This is a genomic window from Pseudoalteromonas sp. PPB1 (genome assembly GCF_015356275.1).
Classification (GTDB): domain Bacteria; phylum Pseudomonadota; class Gammaproteobacteria; order Enterobacterales; family Alteromonadaceae; genus Pseudoalteromonas; species Pseudoalteromonas rubra_D.
Map to the genome: position 1 here is coordinate 99693 of NZ_JACEQV010000002.1, position 19832 is coordinate 119524.

At 41.7% G+C, this 19832-nt stretch carries 13 protein-coding genes; all 13 read right to left on the bottom strand.

The genetic code is table 11. From position 1 onward, the window contains the following. Positions 1-48 precede the first annotated feature (48 nt). Complete coding sequence (locus IY568_RS02790; RefSeq protein WP_228553096.1) at positions 49-366, bottom strand: hypothetical protein; 318 nt, start codon at positions 364-366, stop codon at positions 49-51. Between the two features lie 218 nt (positions 367-584). Continuing rightward, on the bottom strand, positions 585-1784 hold the full coding sequence (locus tag IY568_RS02795; protein ID WP_194866721.1) for a serine hydrolase domain-containing protein: 1200 nt from the start codon (positions 1782-1784) through the stop codon (positions 585-587). Between the two features lie 124 nt (positions 1785-1908). Beyond that, positions 1909-2334 carry a DUF3019 domain-containing protein gene (locus IY568_RS02800; protein WP_194866722.1) on the bottom strand — a complete coding sequence of 142 codons (426 nt, stop codon included), beginning with the start codon at positions 2332-2334 and terminating at the stop codon, positions 1909-1911. Between the two features lie 31 nt (positions 2335-2365). Further along, complete coding sequence (locus IY568_RS02805; RefSeq protein WP_194866723.1) at positions 2366-3229, bottom strand: MipA/OmpV family protein; 864 nt, start codon at positions 3227-3229, stop codon at positions 2366-2368. A gap of 949 nt (positions 3230-4178) precedes the next feature. Next, positions 4179-5264 carry a 5-methylcytosine restriction system specificity protein McrC gene (locus IY568_RS02810; RefSeq protein WP_194866724.1) on the bottom strand — a complete coding sequence of 362 codons (1086 nt, stop codon included), beginning with the start codon at positions 5262-5264 and terminating at the stop codon, positions 4179-4181. After that, entirely contained in the window at positions 5261-7879 is a 2619-nt protein-coding gene (locus tag IY568_RS02815; protein ID WP_228553097.1) for an McrB family protein, read from the bottom strand. Before IY568_RS02815 ends, IY568_RS02810 begins: the two co-directional genes overlap by 4 nt. A gap of 79 nt (positions 7880-7958) precedes the next feature. Next, positions 7959-11216 carry a type I restriction endonuclease subunit R gene (locus tag IY568_RS02820; protein WP_194866725.1) on the bottom strand — a complete coding sequence of 1086 codons (3258 nt, stop codon included), beginning with the start codon at positions 11214-11216 and terminating at the stop codon, positions 7959-7961. Positions 11217-11228: 12 nt separating this feature from the next. Then, positions 11229-12119 (bottom strand): DUF4145 domain-containing protein, encoded by an 891-nt coding sequence (locus tag IY568_RS02825; protein WP_194866726.1) that lies wholly within the window; start codon positions 12117-12119, stop codon positions 11229-11231. Then, entirely contained in the window at positions 12119-13465 is a 1347-nt protein-coding gene (locus IY568_RS02830; protein WP_194866727.1) for a restriction endonuclease subunit S, read from the bottom strand. Before IY568_RS02830 ends, IY568_RS02825 begins: the two co-directional genes overlap by 1 nt. Further along, a complete protein-coding gene (locus IY568_RS02835) occupies positions 13465-15864 on the bottom strand; it encodes a type I restriction-modification system subunit M (RefSeq protein ID WP_194866728.1) in 2400 nt (799 codons plus the stop codon). Before IY568_RS02835 ends, IY568_RS02830 begins: the two co-directional genes overlap by 1 nt. 226 nt (positions 15865-16090) lie before the next feature. Beyond that, a complete protein-coding gene (locus IY568_RS02840) occupies positions 16091-17230 on the bottom strand; it encodes an HNH endonuclease (protein ID WP_194866729.1) in 1140 nt (379 codons plus the stop codon). Beyond that, complete coding sequence (locus tag IY568_RS02845) at positions 17230-17850, bottom strand: OmpA family protein (RefSeq protein WP_228553098.1); 621 nt, start codon at positions 17848-17850, stop codon at positions 17230-17232. Before IY568_RS02845 ends, IY568_RS02840 begins: the two co-directional genes overlap by 1 nt. An 83-nt stretch (positions 17851-17933) precedes the next feature. Beyond that, entirely contained in the window at positions 17934-19700 is a 1767-nt protein-coding gene (locus tag IY568_RS02850; RefSeq protein WP_194866730.1) for a MotA/TolQ/ExbB proton channel family protein, read from the bottom strand. Positions 19701-19832: the final 132 nt, after the last annotated feature.

A 19832-nucleotide genomic window follows, 5' to 3' on the forward strand; every position in this document is an offset into this window, starting at 1 on the left:
CATTTGCGGGGGCTTTTTTTATGGGATTGTCCATCCTCAAGCACGTTTTTAACTACCCACTTTTCCGCGCGATTCAATCATAGCCTTCACTCGTATTTCTTTCATTTCGGCATTGCTCTGTTCAAGCAGTTCATCGCTGAAGGTGGTATCCGCAAAGGTATGCGGCTGGAAAAAGCGAGATAGTAGATTCACAAATTCGTTTGGGCTTTGAGCGTCGTCTCCCTCTTCTTCTTTTTCCATACTTTTTAGTCGCGTGTAAATCTCAATAGCTCTTTCGGGGTAGGCATAATCATCTACGCTGAGCCAGGCTTCCTCTAGCTCGCTAAGTGAATATGTCGAATAATCAATCTCTTTTCTTATAATCAATGTACTACCCCAGTAAAAATCAATCCGCCACACTATATCAGCACACTCAGTACAGAAGCAAAGTACCATACTTGAACTATGCCGCCTGCCAGACTTTGAATTGCTTAAAAGTCAGATTTTGCCGGATGTAATGTGACCTGGTCCGCCTCCCATAAGTACAATAATATCCGGGCGCGACAGTTAAACGGGGGGCAGTACATAAAGCCCCCCTCCTTCATCTACGACTCAACAGCCGGGGCTTTTGTCAGTTCCATAAGCAGTAACTCAAATAGTCCATATTCTGCATTGACGCATTCCTCACTACTAAACCCACAATTCAGAAACAGGACAATGCTGGTATCGTGGCTTTCAATATAGGCATTCTGAGTGGAGTAACCATGATTGCCGCCGCTATGTTCATATACTATGGCATTAGAATAAGTATGTTTCATCATGCCCAGCGCGTATTGGGTGTTGTCATCTTCACGAACAAGGCTGTCATTGCCGCGCAATAACCCTTGTAATGACTCACTCGCAAAGTCTGAATTTTTAAACAGACTACGGGTGAATAATGCCAGATCCGCAACCGAAGAGGCCACCGGCGTTGCATTTGACCAGATCGTGCTAAACAGCGGGCCGACATTCATGAATTCGCCGTCGATATAATCATAGCCCGGTGTTAATTCACCCTGGTCTTGTTCGTAACCGATGGCAAATGTCGCATCCAGTGATAAAGGCGTGATAATGCGGTTTCGTATCTCAATGGCATTATGATATCCCAGTACTTTATCCAGTATCATACCTGCAAGTGTATAGTTGGTATTAGAATAGTGAACGCTGGCACCGGGCTTAAAATACCCGGGGTTATTCAGTGCGTACCGTGTCAGGCTTTCGTTGGTGACAGGCAATGCCGGATTAGCGAGTTTGTCTTCTACATAGGTGTTTTTATCTGAGTAGTTGTAAATACCACTGCTGTGATTAAGCAGTTGCCTTAGTGTGATCTGGTCGCTGTATTGAATTTGCTCCAGCAAAGTGTCTGGCAACCAGGTATCAAGTGTGTTGTCCAGATCCAGCATACCGTCTTCATGTAGCATAGAGGCCAGGAGCGCGGTAAAAATTTTGCCAGAACTGGCGATATGAAAGCTGCTGTTAACATCCATCGGGGAATGCTGCTCAAGGTCAGCGAGCCCCGCTGCCCCTGTGAATTCATGCTCGGGGGTCCTCACATACAACAGTATTCCTGGCACTTCGTCCGACACTAGCTGATCTATCAGTGCCTGGTAATCCAGGGTGTTGCTCTCAGGCTGCACTACTTCGGCTTTTTTTACCGGCTCTGATTGACTTGCCGGTGAATGCTTATCTGACCCGCCACAAGCGCCCAGACCTAGACACATCGACGCCATCAGCACACTGTGTTTTATCGTTGTTGTAAGTTGCATTGCATATCCTTTAGGTGGTTTGCTTAAGTGAAACCATCCTAAAAGAAGTCAGCATGCAAAGGTGTACCAAGGCCTACCAATGTGTATCAAAACGTACCAAGATACGCTGTGTTCAAACTTAGGATTAAAACATCCGCCATGACGCAGGTGAACGGCCCGAACGCTTATATACCCACATCAGCTTGAGCTCACGTTTAGCAAGCTCCGCGCCATCTTCTTTGTAAAGCGTAAATACAACGGGCTTTGTGGTCACGATAGTTTGTTCAATATAGCCACTTTGTGCTCCCGTCCAGCACTTTAAGGCCTCCGGAGAATGGGAGGATTTTAGACAATACGTCCCTCCTGCTTGTGTCAGCCATTGTACTTTTACGTCGACATGACACTTATCTCCTTGTGTAACCGACACACACTGAGTCGGAGATATTTCCAGGCGGGTTCTGCTCAACTCAGGGTCAGGCTGTGCCTGAAGATGGCCACCCAATAACAACCCCTGACATGTAAAACCCAGGATAATGAGCAAACCTGCTCGGTTCTTTTTAATTCTTTTCATAACGCTATAACAGTAGATATTTTCAACCAGGTCAGAACACAAAGCTCACTAAAATCCCCAACTCAGATACATGGCCGTCACGATTTTCAGCTTTGTTGAACATAGCGACCCACGGACTGTTATTAATACTGCGCGGCATATGGCTGTATTTAAAATAGGTTTCAAACATCCAGTGCTGTGAGATAGGATACAGCGCCCCAATTTCTGCGCTAACCTCTGTTCCGGAGGAAGTGGAATAGACAGGAAACATATACGAAGCTATCTCCTCAGGCACACCAAAATAGTAATTGATGATTTCCTCAGAACGATACACTAACCCCGTATTGGCGTACATCTGCCAGTTTTTATACTGAAAAGACTGATCAACCCACAAAGAGGCAAACATGCCATCGTCATACTCCCGGTTAAACGAGTATGGTGCCCAGCTAAACTGGACTGTGGTTTTGTTAAAAGAACCGGTGGCCCGTACGCCCAGCATTTGAGTTGATTTACGATAATGTACGGTCGGCTTATTGTTATGCCAGCCCGGGAAATCAAGGCTTTGATGCGCCTTTAGGGTGATAACATCAAAGTTCCAGCCATCGGGGTTATAAAAATTGTACCCAACACGCGTGCCATCATTGAGCATTCTGTAATTAGTCAGCTCAGCAAACAAACCATTTGCTAACTGATAACGAGCATTGATAAATGCTGAAGCCCCACTTCCTTGATGATCCCGCGCTCGGTTTGGCGTTGAGGCCCGGTAGCCAAGCCCCAGCTTAACATACCCGCCTTCAAGCGCTTCATCGTCCGCGCTTTGCATGGTTTCTTGTGCGGCGAGCCCTGATTGAGAACTCAAAACAAGTAACGACACCAGTGAAACGCGTAAACACGCTCTGGCATATATCGAATTCATACTTATTCCATCTAATTAGTAATGCCTATAAAGCGCAATGATAAATGTACAGGTTCGGAAAAGATGTACCAAAGTGTACCTATTTATAGATATGAGTGCGATGTGCATACGAGATCTGAGTGCGTACCTCAGAGAGACAAAGAAACTGTGGGGTTCAGGTAGATTGTAACGCGTATTGAGCCTGACAAAGTTCTAACCTATCAATATGAGCTTAACTCCCCCATAGACTGCAACAGTTAAAACTCTTTAGCCTAAAAAAAAGCCATCATTTTTCATTTAACATTCATTGTAAGTAGTCTAATTTAATGCTCATGCCAACGAGGGATGGACTTAAAGTCACAATTTCATCTTTCGAAATATTTATTGCCTTTTCCCGCCCTTCCCTCAGCACCTAGCCTTTGAGTACGTATTTCGCCCAATTTTTTGCAAAAATTGATTTAGACAGACCAATTAAACCGTACCTCCATTGGGCTGACTCAACATCAATCAAGCTACGTAAACTATCACCTATACGCAGTGTATTATCACAACACGAAACAGAAAATCCGAGATTTATCAACTTGTCTACCAATCACTAATGCGCTAATAATTTTGCATAATTACATGCCATAGCATCGATGGGATTGGAAAGCTATAGCGCTGGAAAAACAAGTATAGAAAATTAGTATTAGACGGTGAACAAGCTAATCAAATTGAAAGTGTTTTGACTTAAGTGCAAAAGCTTAATCACATTGTCATCACCCGCATATTAAAAAAGCACTAAATCATTTATCTTCATAAAATTAAGAAGGTGTAAATTTTGCATCCCGGACAAAAACTTTAAAGCTTTATAAAACATATAGTTAGATATAAAATATTTAACTAGCTTTTTTATGCCTGATGAAAAGTGTCCAGTTTGTTATTTTCTATGTTCACATGGCTGCGCCATAAACATTTCTTGCTCTACAAACTATCCCAACAACCCAATCAGCTGACGATTTATTTCAGCGGCTGACTCAGTCAAATCAACCGTACAAAAGCGTATATCATGCCCCTGTATGCTAACAACTTCATCATAATGTTCACCAATCGAAGGGTGTAATAGCATGCCCGATGAGGTCAAAGATAAAGGATCATTGGTACACTCTTGTGACCTTAAATAGGTATAAAGTTGATAGATATAACCGCTTTTGAATATTTCTCCACCATAATAATTATGTGTGGTTATTGATGCGTATTTTGTATCTATAATTAACCGCCGCTGGGTCACTAAGTTTTCAAGTTGCATATCTATTTGCATCGATGGCATAAGTTTATCAATTAACTCTGATGCACCATCAATACGCCAATCTAGGCGCTTACCTTGCCTAACGGACCAATCTTTACCTAGTTTAGCGGTATAGAAGCCTGCTACGGCTTTTTCAAACAACTTTCTTACCCAATATGCTTGCTTGTCTGGCGATGGATAAAGTTGATTGGCCGCCGACTCATTTATAAGCGCTAGATCAAAAGCCAGCGCAGCCAACTGTAATACCTTGCGATCAGCCATCTCATGGTTGCCAAACCGCTCATATTTAGGGTGATATTGTCTATCGAGCTTATCTGATACGCCATGCTGCTTCATTGACTTAACAAGGCTTACACAACTTTGCTTTAACTGTTTGCTTGAGACCAAGCAAAGCAAACGCTGTAGCGCCCCCAAAATAAAACGGTTTCTGGCCGTATCGACAGATAACGTCTCAAAAGCACAGCTCACTTTACCTTTTTTAAGTAAACCTTTTGAATACGTCTCTAGCGTATTAATACGACCTCGAACACGATTCAATTCACCTGAGGTGCGTTTATAGCCATAGCTTAACTGGCGTTTTAGCCTATTGTTCACCTCACTACAAAACACCTCTGCAACCAAGTTCGCAACATCTTCATCACGGTCTTCTTTGCCACCTTTTTGGTGAAGCAAATAGCGAAAGTCAGACGCATACAGCATCAAAAGCCATAAATTTCTGACAGGTATCCCAGCAGCCGTATTGCACTTAACGGTTTCGACAATACTCATAGCGGTTTTAACAACGCGTCTTTTTGCTGCTTTGCTTTACTTGGCTCATCAAACCAATATTCAATCAACACTGGATATATCTGGGTTTCTACCACTAACTTAAACCAGCGACCTACATCTTCAATTTTACGCCCGCGCGCTGGGGTTACATAGCTATGGCCTATTTTAAATTGCTCACCCAAGCTCTCGTCTGCAGCAATCGCTTTATTTAGCGCATTGATACGGCGTTCAATTGCTTCTAAGCTGGTCAAGTCAATTTCTGTTTCTTGGTGCACCCAGTCACGCCATGACTTGCCAAAAGTAGGTTCAAGATCAATAAATGAAAAACGCCTGCGTAGTGCTAAGTCAACCATGGCAAGGGATCTATCAGCCACATTCATAGTACCAATCACATAAAGGTTTTCAGGGATATATACAGGCTCGTCACCTTTAATACGGTAACTCAACTCCAAAGCTTCTCGTGGTGTGCGTTTACCTTCTTCCAGTAAAGTCAGCATTTCACCAAAAATTTGTGCGGGATTGCCTCGGTTAATTTCTTCTATTACCACAACATAATTATTTTTAGCATTTTGTTGCGCAAGCCTAACAAACTCTAAAAATGGTCCTTCACATAGCGACAAGTTGCCGTCTTCGTTTGGTCGCCAACCTATGATGAAATCTTCATAAGAGATATTTGGATGAAACTGCACCGCTTTTATAAAATCTTGCTGTTCCTGTCCAATTAACGCATAGCCTAAACGCTTTCCAAGCCATGTTTTTCCGGTTCCAGGCGGCCCTTGTAAAATGAGGTTTTTTCTTTCTTTTAGGCAATACAACATGTCTTCAAGCGCTTCTTGTGATAAAAAGCAGCCTTCCTCAACGATGCTCTCTACCGTATATTCTTTTCCTTTAAACGCTTCTTGCTGCTCATCATCTTCTAAAGATTCTTCGTAACTCAACCACTCATAGTTACCACTAGTGACAAAACGGATCTCATCTTCATCACGCAGCTTTTGCATATTGCTATCAATCGAAAACTCTGCGTTATTGTTTTCAGGGAATAAAGCCTCTAACTCTTTAAGGTAACGTGCTTTGAACTCTACGCGTGAAAAAAACGCGCTGCGCTTTTCATGGCAAAGGTCTTTAACTCGGGAAAATACCTCTGTTTTCCATGTTAAACGCATGTTTTCTTTCTTTTGAATTGGTTTTAGCGAAGCCAAAAGCGACAGCTCTGGGAATGAATGCACTGGAAATTCAGGCTCTGCAAACCTGATTTGTAAATCTTCTCTAATTGACAAGTAGTCACGACCACTGCAACTTCTATCAGGGCCATTTCTTTGCGGTTTAATAGACAGTGTTGCTAAATACGCTTTACTTTGCTTTTCAAGCGTCGGAAAGCTCCATGGCCTTACCCAATACAATCCCATCGACAAGTTCCAGCGTATGCCATGCTGGGCTGCCACTTTGTTGTACAAATTCACAAATACCGAATCGTCTTCACTATTTTCATCCGCTAAATCTTTGGCAGCATCAAATAAGGCCCAAAGATTATTGATGTCCTCTTCTCCTCTTTCTTCTTTAGAGGAAAAAAACCAAGACCTTTGATTATTCAATACAGGGATCGCTTCAAAAGACTCCGGTACTGGTATATCTAGCTGTAAAAAGTCAGCAAGCTCCTGAGCTATCTCTTTGCGGGTTTCAGATCTTATATTACGATTGAACATGCCCATAACTGTAAATGGGTCAATATCTTCAAGGTTTTTACCCATGATATAAGATAGGTCGTATTTTTGTGCAACGGTCATCATCCAATCGATTAAAGCTGCTCTATTGTTTTTATAACCACTTAGTTCATTGGCAATGGCCTCATAAAAACCAGTCCATTTAAATCTAATATCGTCTTCGGGTATGTCACCAAATCGTTCTTTCCATGAGGCATGATTGGCAAACTTTTTATAATTTTGTTCAGCACCTTCAAATGTAAACTTAATCAGCGCATCGGTGATCCACTCACCCGGCTCTACTCGCCATACTGTGGTTCTGCCTGTATAAAAATACCATTCTTTTGCTGGTGAATAGGTTTTTTGCCAATCGACTTGAAGCTGCCGTCCATCCTTTTTATTGCCCGTCACTACCCCGACAGCCTTGATCCCCATGACAGAAACCGTATTACCTCGAGTTTCAAAAGGTAAGTCTTTACGCCTTGTATACGCAGACTTGATAGCAATTCTATCGCCCACCTTGATGCTTTTTACATCTTGAGTGTACTTGTCTTCATAGCCGTTTTCCCAAATACCTTGCTCAATAAATCGCTGGGTTTGGTCAACGCTTTGCTTGCCCCAACTTGCCCCAACAAACCAGCAAGGTCTGCTTTTGGTTACACTTAACTTTAAAGATTCAATTAAGCTACTTTTTAACTGCTCATTAAAGCCCTCATTTGGATTAATTTGCAAAATTAACGCGCTGAGCTGCGCCAAAGTATCTTTTTTATTATCCCAAGAAGGTAAAGCAATAATGCCTTTCAGTTCCGTATATATATTTTCAATATGTGGCGTTAAAACAGAGTGATTCACAGGCAACGCGTTTTCAAGCAGTGCCTTTTCCACTATAGTTCGCAGGTGTTCTTTACTTATCATTATTTAATCCTTAAACACATTCTTATACTGCAGCGGTAAATGGGCTGTACATCGCTGAAAATATATGTCTCGCACCACTTTAGGTTGTTTTTAAAGGCCCATGTAACATATCAAACACCACCCGTGCAAACTGCGCTGTTTTCGATGGATCTGACAATAGCTGCATCATTTGCTCTTGATGAGCAGCACTGCTGTCTAAGATGGCGTCATCAATGGCTTGAGGGAAGTCGCCGAGCATGGCTTGTTCACGGGAGTTATTGGCTATTTGCTTCATCACCGACTCATTTTCAGTGAGCTTGTCGCGCACGGTGAATGCGTAGTTGATCATATCTTTGTCAGTAAGGTTGTCGGTGATGAACACCTCATTCAGGCGAGCCAGTATGTTTGACATAAACTCTTCTTTCTTGTCTTTTGCCTTTGCACTACCCACATCACTGCTTGGCTCCAGTTGGTATTCTGGGCTGTCTTCTTTAAGTTGAATATCTTGCTGGCGAATTTTAGATAAGCGGTAATGGCTCATGACGACGTTATCAAGGTCGATATCATCTTCTTCAATCACCTTTTCACGTAGTAAAGGGCGTAGGTGTCTTGCATAGAGGCTCAGTTTCTCTAGCTCTTTGTCGTCATAGTCCACTATCTGCGACATAAACTCGTAAAAGCGGGTAAAGCTACCTAAATCCTTTTTGAAGATTTCAAGGCGATCTTTCTCTTGCTTACACTCTTTAAAGCTATTTTCAGCATTGGCAATCAGCACTGCGTCACCTGTTTTTTTGGTGCGCTCAAACATGTCTTTGGCTTGAATGTAAGCGTCTACCGCTAAGCTATAGCGTTTTTGCCAACGGTCTACCGCAGGCTTGCAAATATTACTGATAGCTGCATTTGATTTGTTTTTAGTGAAGAATGCTTCACAGAACTGCTCAACTTCATTCCATAGGAATATGCCGCTGGTGCGTAGCTTTTCATATAACTCAAACACCACATCAGGGTTTGTCACATCAGCAAGTTCTGCTGTTTGATAGTAAGGTTGAAAGGCATCAAGAATATCTTGAGGCTCATTGAAGAAATCGAGTACAAAAGTGCCGCACTCTGCTTTACCAGGGTAAGTACGGTTTAAACGAGATAGCGTTTGAACACATTCAACACCACCTAACTTTTTATCCACATACATGGCGCACAGTTTTGGTTGGTCAAATCCAGTTTGAAACTTATTCGCCACCAGCATGAGTTGATAGCTGTCGGTGTCAAACGCCTTTCGCATATCTTGCTTAAGATCTGGGTTCATACTCTTTTCAGTGAACTTTTGATCAAGCAAAGCAATAGAGTCAGGGTCATCTTTGTTAAATTCAACTTCACCTGAAAACGCCACCAAGGCGCGAATAGACTGATAGCCGTTTTCTGTCACATATTTATCAAAAGCCAGTTTATAGCGCACCGCTTCTTTACGTGAGCTAGTCACAACCATGGCTTTTGCCTGGCCGCCCAATAAGCCCATCACGTTGTCTTTAAAGTGCTCAACAATCACCTTGACCTTTTGTGAGATATTGTATTCGTGCAAGCGCACCCATTGATTCAGTTTTACTTTGGCCTTTTTACTATCCACTTCTTGATCTGCCGCTTCAATTTTCTGTGCTAATTGATAAGCGACTTGGTAATTGGTGTAGTTTTTCAATACATCAAGAATAAAGCCTTCTTCAATGGCTTGGCGCATTGAATAAACATGAAACGCTTCTGGTTTGTTTTGTTTAGATGCAGGCAACTCAGGGTTTGGTAAACGGCCAAATAGCTCTAAGGTTTTAGCCTTTGGTGTTGCCGTAAACGCATAATAATTTAAATTGGCACTACCACGTCGAGCGGCTATCGTTGCATCAAGAATATCTTCAGAAGTTAGTTCTGTATCATCATCCGCTTCGTCAGTCATCAACACTTCTTTTAACTGACGCGCCGTTGAACCACTTTGTGACGAATGTGCTTCATCGGCAATGACTGCATAGCTACGCACTTTTAAACTGGTACTGTTTTCAATTGCACGTAATACAAACGGGAAGGTTTGAATAGTGACTATGATGATCGGCGCTGAATTCTCTAAAGCTTCAGCAAGCTTTTCAGATTTAGAACGACCTTTATCTTCCTTAGTGTTTATCTTTTGAACCACACCATCTGCATGTTCAAATTGATAAATGGTATCTTGCAGTTGGTCATCTAATACGGTTCTGTCTGTTACCACAATAACAGAATGGAATTGTTTGTTGCCCTTCGCATCATACAAGGTTGAAAGCTGGTGCGCTGTCCAAGCAATCGAATTTGATTTACCTGACCCTGCACTGTGTTGAACAAGGTATCTATTGCCCGTGCCCTCTTCTATGGCAGCACCAATCAGTTTAGTCACTACATTCCATTGGTGATAACGCGGGAATATCAGGGTTTCCTTTTTGCTTTTACGCCCTTCCCAATCTTCCTTTTCTTCAATCTGTAAGTGGATAAAACGGCCAATAATATTTAGTAAGTTATCTGGCGTTAATACTTCGTTCCATAGGTAATCTGTCGCATACCGATTTTCATCGACAGGAATATCATTACCCGCACCACCTTCACTTGTACCTTTATTAAACGGTAAGAAGTAGGTATCGTCACCTGCCAATTTAGTTGCCATGTACACTTCATATTGGCTTACAGCAAAGTGCACTAACGCACCGCGTTTAAAGGTTAATAGTGGTTCAGGCTTTTTGGTGGCAGGATCTTTAGGTAAACGAGTACGCTTATATTGCTTAATGGCATTTTCTACGGCTTGCTTAAATTCAGACTTAAGCTCTAAGGTAGATACAGGCAAACCATTAACAAACAGCACCAAGTCAATGCGCCATGCTTTGGCTTTTTTCCCCGTAGTGGCTAAATGCTCTTTCGTAGCATACGGGCTGTAAACTAGCTCAGGCACAATACGGCAAATATTCTGCTGGTAACGGGCAAGGGTTTCAGGGTTTAAGTCATGCTCTGGCTTAAACTGGCATAATGAAAAACGGGCATTACGAATTTTTAAGCCATGACGTAACACACCCAAAGTGCCATAGGTGCGTGATGCTTGATCGGTAGCATTAATATCGGCTTTTTTTAGTTGGGTAACCAGAGCATCAATAAAGTGACGCTCTGAATCAATTGGGTAGACTTTACAAAACTTTTGCCATTCTTTGGGTTGTGTTTCTTTTACAAAAGTGAGTACATCTTGTTCATATAAGGCGGATTCGCGATTGTAGTGTTCTGGCTGGCCTTGTACCCAACCATTTGCCACCATTTGGGTAATAATATCGTCTTGAAAAATTCGTTCTTGGGTTGCGTCATTCATAACTGCTTCTTATTAGTCCGTATATTGCGCTTCAACTGCTTGTTGTTTTTTGTGTGTAAGTTGCAAACGCTCTCTGCCAACTTTATTTGCTAATTTGTCATACGTTTCTTGTAACGATTCGAAGCGTGCTTTTCTGTCATATAATTCCAATACAAACTGGAACATTTGAAATGCATATAACAAATCTAACTCGTCAACATTTGAACCGTGTGTACCTTCATTGCCCACTAGCTTTAATGGCTCTAAGTATGCAGCCTCTTCTGGGTGCGTTTTAGCAAGATTTTGTACTTTTCGATTAAGGTTACTGCCTTCAACTTGCATATCGTCACAGAACTTTTCAATTGCCCTGCGCAACTTTGAAGCGGATGAAGGTGGATCAAAATGAAAGTGTTTAAATGCATCAAACAACTCTTCACCAATCACTTTTGGCGTATTACTTGAAAGTGGAAAAATGGGCACTGTTGGTGAAAAGTTATCAACTTTAATGTGTGGTATTTTTTCAACATCACTTAAGCCTTTTACAGGTTTTAATAAAAGTCCCGTTGCTGATACGTGATGCTTACACTCATTACAATTAAAAAAGCCACTAAATAAAAATGGCGTGCCATTAATAGCCGCTACACTGTCTTGATAAACATTCAACACCGTTGCAATAATAGGTAACCAGGTGCCGTTGGACTTTCTTATCGTTTCAAGGCTTTTTTGGCTACTTTGCTGCTGCTTTTGCTTTTCCCCTCGGTACTTTCTATTGGCTTCAAGTAACACCTTTTCTGGAGCGACACGAGTTTGTAGGCTATCTCGGTCTAATATCAGAGAATGCTTGTTACAGTGGGGGCATGGCAATATTGGGTATTTATTTATTGCAACAAAACTAGAAATTCCCTTCCATAAGTTTAAATCCATTACGCCACTTCCTCTTTACTCACTTCAGGCCTTTGCCAATTACGCACATCGATTTTGCCAGTAACGGCAGCTGATATAAGTGCTGTGCGGCGTTCCGTGAGATAATTAACTTGCTTGTTAGCGAGTTCTACCGTTTTGTCTAGTTTTGATAAGGCTTCATTTAAGTAAGCCAAAATTTCTTTTTGCTCTTCCAAAGGAGGAGTAAAAGTCTTAACTGCTCGAACTCTACCAACACTAACCTGCTTTAGAGCAGCCCCTCTAGTTTCAGCTCCTAACTGTGATTCAAATAAGCTAGAACGACATTGTTGATAAAGAAACTCATACAGAACTGTTTCACCGCAATTGATAACACATACGGAGTCAAGAAGAGCAAAGCGAATTCCATGAGGTAAAATCCTCACGGCACCGATAGTTCCTTTTCTAGAAAATGCTATTGAGCCTTCCTGGAAGTTACATCGATTTTCTTGTTCTAGCACAGTTTCTTCTGCAACACGTCTCGGTGTATTGATTTCGACATTATCAATACCAGTGAACTCAACTGTAGATATAAAAGGAAAACCGTCATCTGTATATTTAGGATTTCGATGGCTAGGGTTTGGATCAATAACATCCGCTACCCCAGCCAAAGGAGTAACACTCCAATGAGCTGGCACTTCACCTAACCATTCCACACCTGAATCTTTCATTGGTGCTTGAGAATTCAGTCCTTTAGTTACCGCGTGGCTGATCACCGCTTGGCGTTTTTCTTTTAACAGCTTGATGAGCTGTTTCTGTTTTTCGATGAGGGTATCGATTTTGGCGGTTTCGTGATCAAGGAAGCTTGCTATTTGAAGTTGCTGTTGTATACAAGGCAAAGCAAAAGCTAGATTGCCTACCTGCTCCGCAGATACAGCTTCAAATGTACTTCCTGTAGCAATAGCATCAAATTGAAATTTATATGTAGGCAATAACCACCATAGAAATGAAGTATCAACTTTATTGGTATTGTTTAAACTACATAACCCTCTACCAATTCCATAATCTATGTCAGCTATATTTAGCGCCCCTACTGGTGCCCTAACTGAAAATAGAAGTTCGCCCTTTTTAGCTACTTTTTTAGGGATAGGACAAAATTGTTTTGCTTGAGGTGACTTAGAAGTAAATTCAGCATTGCCTTGCAAGAAAGGTAAACCGCATCCTTCTATATTGCAGTCATCTGAATTAGGTGATTGTCCCATGTTGATATGTACAACATGCTTTAATCTTGTAGGTTTCCAACCTACGGGTATGCTTCCTAACCAATCAACCCCTGAGTTTTCATATTTAGGATAAGCTTGATATTTTTTTGTTTCGCTCAATAGTGTCATTACGAGTGCACCTCTTGCAGCAACTTCATAATATCGGCACTAACTAAATCCAAATCTTCATCTATGGTTTCTAAAGCACGAGGTGGCTGATAAACATAGAAATGGCGATTAAAAGGTATTTCATATCCTACAACTCCAATTTCACCGTCTTTTTCATCTCGTTTAGTAGCATTAATCCATGCATCAGCAACGTGTGGTGCCACTTCTTTTTTAAAGTAAGTTTCGATTAAATCAGATGTGATTACACTTGGGTCAAGCGTTACATTCTCGTTATCACGCAAGTCGCCATCTTGTTTGAATGACACCACTTTATTTTGCCATTTGGTGACATCACCTTGGTATTCAAATGCACCATAAAGCTCATCAGCACCCGTTTTTAAGGCTTTATCAACAACGCGCTCTGCGCCTGGGTTTTTATTGGTGACAGCATCTAAGAATTGTTTTTTCTCTTTCGCATCAAATTTAATATCTATGGCTTTTAGCGCTTTGTTGTAGTCAATATCAAACTGGTTAAAGTCATCAGAGCGGTTTGCTTTACCACCCAAAATGTCGCCTTCTTTTTCATCAAAGTAAGTTTGAAGCTTTTGCACTTTCTCCATCAACGCTTTTTGGAACAACCAAATTTTGCTATCCAGCACATCTTTGATTTGCTTTTCTTTTAGCTCACTAAACTCAGCTTTAATAAGCTGGCGGATTTCGCTTTCAACTTCACTTAACTGACCATAGGTTTCATCTGTCCACGATGAACTAAAATCTTGATAAATGCGCTGCATGATTGAGTTGTATGGCTTTGGCGCAAAACGCAGTGATTCAATGGCTTCATCTGTGATTTGTGATGAGAGTCTTAATGGGCGCTCAACAGTAATGCGGCGATAACCAAACTCGTAGGTATTGAAAATTTTGCTCGCAAAGGTTTTTGGAGCCTCTGTTTTAGGGGTCGTTGATTGACGTCCACGGTTAGACTTTTCTTCAACTGGTTTATCAACAAGCCGAGCATCTATTACCTCGAAGTTACCAAAAGCACGCGTGATGGTTTTAATATCATCATCACTCATCAAGTTACGTTTAGAGCCAAGTGATTTGCGCATTTTACCGCACAAATTAGAGCCATCTATTAACTGTACTTTGCCTTTACGCCCTGCATCTTTCTTGTTAGAAAGAACCCACACATACGTGGCGATACCTGTGTTGTAAAACATATCGGTTGGCAAGGCGATAATCGCTTCTAGTAAGTCGGCTTCTAGAATATGGCGGCGGATCTCGCTCTCGCCACTGCCTGCACCACCTGTAAAGAGCGGTGAGCCATTTAAGATAATACCAATACGACCACCATCGCTGATATTGCCGTCAACAGAGCTAGTGTCGCGCATCTTACTGATCAGGTGCATCAAGAAAAGCAACGAGCCGTCTGATACACGCGGAAGACCTGCACCAAAGCGACCATCAAAGCCTTTTAGAATGTGCTCATTTTTAATATCACCTTCAATCTTTTTCCAATCCACACCAAATGGTGGGTTAGATAGCATGTAATCGAATTGATCTATCGGTAATTGGTCGTTTGATAGGGTATTACCCAACTTAATTCGGCTGACATCTTGCCCTTTGATCAACATATCGGCTTTACAGATAGCGTATGACTCAGGGTTAAGCTCTTGACCAAAGGCACGCATTACCGCTTTTGGGTTTAGCTCATGCACATATTCCATGCCTGACGATAGGAAGCCGCCTGTACCTGCTGTTGGATCGTATATGGTGCGGATAATGCCTTCTTTGGTTAGGGCGTCATCGTCTTCCATAAATACCAACGAGGTAGTTAAACGCACGATATCACGTGGGGTAAAGTGCTCCCCTGCGGTTTCGTTTGAGCTTTCAGCAAATCGACGGATTAACTCTTCAAACACCAAACCCATGTCATGGTTTGAAATCGCTTTAGGGCTTAAGTCTGTATTAGAAAACTTTTCAACCACCTTATAAAGCAGGTTAGCATCGTCAAGTAGACCAACAAATTCATCAAACTTAAAATGTTCAAAGATTTCACGGGCATCTTTTGAGAAGCACTGAATGTAGTTTTCAAGGTTGTCTTTAATATCACTCTGGCCCATTTTTCCGAGGTTCATTGGTGAGGTATTAAAGAATGACAAACCGCCTTTGTTTTTTTCTGTTTGAGTCGCACGAAGCAACATTTTTTCCTGCGCTTCTTCAGGCAGGTTCATGGCCTTTACTTCTTCAGCCTGTGCAACAACAGCGTCTTTTGACTCTGACAATACACACTCAAGGCGGCGTAGTAGCGTAAAAGGTAAAATAACACGACCGTATTGAGATTGCTTAAAGTCACCGCGGAGTAAGTCAGCTACTGACCAGATAAAAGCAGCGGTTTGAGAGAAGTTATTATTCGTCATTTATTTTTCCAACAAGTCATTGTAACTAAGCAATGACTTTTAATTTATTTCCAGTCGTGATTTCATCAACTGATATGCCACAACCGATTTGTTAATTCGTTCCAACAAGTGCCATCTAATTTAGGTTTTACGCACATAGGCAATTGACCTTGTTTGCTGGCTGAAAACCAAAACCACCTGTTTTTAATGGCAATATCATACCCTTTTTGCTATCTAAAATTGAGCACTAACGGATGTATTTTTGCATCGCATAAAAGTTGGCGAGCCCTTCACTGGCTAACCACACATTCCAGCCCAATGCTCTTAATGGCGCTTGTTGTGAGTGCTCTATCACCACGGCAAACTTTTTACGCGGCCAAGCGAGGTCAATCGATACCAGCTCATTACCGTGTTTTATGCAAATACCGAGTTCTGGCGTGGATAGCCGGTATTTTTGGCACTTTAACAATAAGCCTTCGAGGGCGGAATCTGCATACTGGAGGACGTCTGAATATTCACTGCAATCAAATTTATGTTGCTCACGTCTAAGTTGATTTATCAGTAAGCGATCCTCGTGGGAAACAAACATATGGTCATGGTTAGGCTGCTTTGTATGGCAATCTACACACAGGGCTTTTAAGTTGTTTAAAGCGTTATCTATTTTTACACCATTAATATGATGCGTATGCAGCAATCGCTTGTGATCTGAGAGTGCTACTCCGCACTGCTCACAGGTATAGTTTTGCTGTTGCCGGTAATTTACTGAAACCTGCTCCCAGTCTTTGGTGTAGCTGCCTATGGATTTTTTTTGAGTGGGATAGTGTTTAAAGTAAGAGCTGTAGGTTTCAAAAAATTCAGCTAAGTTGAAATCAAGGTAAATTTTTGATTTTTCGAGATGGCTGTGATCAGAATAGCCTTTGTAATTAAGAATTTTTAAGCAATTCTTGCAAACGCCTAAATCAGCTTTGCCTTCGACAACATCACTTCTATAATGATGATGCCCAAGTACTGGGTAACGACCGCTAATGTCATTAGTTACATGGTACCTTTCAAAGCGACCCTGATTACGCATATTTTCTAGAGTTTTACATTCAGCAACATGTAAGCGTTTCGCGCCATCAATTTTCCCATCCCTGAGTACTTCTTCAATTAGACTGCCTTGCTCTGGTATGTAGAGCATTATTTGCCGTCCTTTATAGGACAATAGATTATTAGTGTTATCAATTTCAGACAGCTGTAAATCATCACCTAAGACCAAGCCTTCGCCTAAACCACTATCTATTTCATTTAATCGACCCAGCCCTGAGTCGAGTTTAATCTGTTTATTTGGTGCTCCCATTCTAGCTGCGGCAGCTTGTAGTCCACTGAAGTCTATTTCAATTTTCATTACTCTTGCGCCTCTAAAATGCGCTTAATCTGAATGTGCGCATTGGTGATGGCCCGAAAGCTCACTCGCCGTGATTGCTCGGCGTCTTCTTCGCCGTTAACAGTCAAAATCAGACGCGACGAAGAAAAGCCAACCGCAGCGATATTGCGTTTGATCCAAGCAGTTTCTTCTGGCACTAAGTTGTATAAATAGGCTAAAACCGCCCGCGTTCTGCCCTGTGACAGCTTCATATTTTTAAAATAGGCTTCTTCTTCGGTGCTATCTTTGTTCCACTCGCTACTGGTGTGGCCTTCAATCCTGACTTCATCAATTGAACTACGAAATGGCTTGAGTACGTTTAAATAGCGCGGGAAAAAGTCATCTAGTATGCGTGCAAATCGTGGTTTTATGTCAATTTCGCCGCCATCAAACAACACATCAGGTGATTGAAAATTAAAAGCCAGCGTTTCTTTGTCGATCTCAGCGCCCCATTTTTCTAGGTCTTTTTCAAACTCTTTCATTAAAGAGTCATAAATAGCGACCTGGTTTTCTTGATAAGCGACCGCAACGCTCTTTATTTTTTCATTTTCTTTCATGGTGTGGCGCATAAATACAATGGCAATAAATAAAAATACCATCATTAAGCCTGCCATCAGGTCGGAGATAGACAGCCAATGCTCACCGCCCTCTTCTGACGTTTTACGCTTACCAAAAATATGCTCCTTTAAACCGTCACTCCTTGGTCAACTACCCGCTTCATTTGCTGTGTTAGCACTTGGTAGTCGTCTGCAAATTTGCCAGAGATTTGACCGAGTGAATTAGCCATCAACTGCAGTGCCCTCGTGAGCTCTTCTTGCATCGACTGGTCAATCATTTTGAGCTGATTTTCAACGGTTTCATGTGTTTTTGTTAGTTGTTGGTTCGCGGCTTCTTCAATGGCCACAAACGTGCGCTGGGTCTGTTGCATTTGCTCTTGAGCCACTTGCTCTACAATGCGCTTTATATGTTCGGTGACCTCATTATTGGTTGCAACAAAGTTATCCCTTGCTTGTTTGGTATCTTGCGCAAGCTCCGAATTTGCATCTTTAAACGTGGTGGTCATGGTGCGTGCTTCAACGACCACTTTTTCAATTAAGTCACGCATGTTGTTGTTTAAATCAGATACCGTGTCTGCAATGTGCTGCTGCATCTTGTCACTACCATCTGCTAAGTGATCTGAGCTGGTTTGCAAGCTTTCATTTGTTCTGGAAGCTGAATGTGTAAACTCTGTGCTGGCTAGCTCAAGCGCTTTGCCCATATCTTCAGAGCTACTGACCAGTTTGTTACCAACAGCATCAATACCTTGCTCTGTGGTAGTAACAAACTTATCCAATAACGCTTCAGAGCTGCTTATATGTTTATTAATGTATTCGTCAGAATGTGTTAATAATGACGTGTAATGTATGCTTGCTTCTTCTACTGCTGCCCCAATATCCTGTACGGTTTGTTGAACATGTTGCTGTATTTGAGGCACCGCTTCGACAGCCTTGTCGCGCATTTGCTCAAACGCGGCTAAATGCCTTTCTAACTCAGCCAACTGATGCTGATTGACTTCCATCACTGCTGTGAGGGTATCCATAGACTGCGGAATTGATTTTGCGTGCTCATTAATGCTTGCCACTGAGCCTTCGGTTTTCACAATGGCCTCAACCCCGTGGCTATACTGTGCCTTCATTTCTTCGAGTTGAAGGCGGTAATTTTCTTGCCACTCAACGAGTTTAAAAACAGCTTCGTTGAGCTTTTTAAAGTTGTCTCCAAACTGCTCAGTGATCTTTTGGTTAAAATCGGCAATCACGTTATTTAAAGCGGCAATAATTTCTTCTGTTGCAGATTTAGACAATGTATCTGCAAAGTCTTGCAGTTTGATCCAAAGCTTATCGGCAAATTCTGTTTGCTTTTGTGATTGCGCCTCAAATTGTTCTTTTTGCAATGCTTGTGCTTGCTTAAAATGAATGTCGCCATTTGATCGCAATAATTTAATTTGGCCCAGCAAAGTACTTTCTTCATTTCCGACTAGGGCATCTTTTAATTCGCTGGTTGCAAGCGTTTGCGCTTTGATAGCTGCCAAAATGGCCTCTGGTGAGGCATCAGACATAACTTCAGTTTCTTTTGCAGTGAAGTAAGTTGTTAGCAAGGTTTTAAATATAATCGACAGTAGTAATCCTGCCAAACTTGTAAAAAAAGCAGTTTTTAAGCCAAATAACAAGTTAGAAATACTGGTGTCTATTTGGGTATGATCAAAAGAATACAGCCCCATCACAATACCGGCAAAAGTTCCGAAGATCCCAGCCGTCGTCAACAACGCAGGCACATAACTGACAAATTCACCGTGTTTTCTGGTTTTACCGAGGTAACATCCTAGGATAAAAATAACCATAAGTATCAAGCAGAAGCCTATTGTAATAATGCCTGAGGTTGATTCAAAAAATGTTGCCTGCATCGAAGATTGCATAAACGGTCCTTTTCTAGTTACGACTTAAAAAGGGTAACACCCTAAAAATTTAGAAATGTTACTCCACATCAACATTCATTCACATTACAGTGCATTACAACCCTACTAAAAGAGCGAAAACTTGATATATCT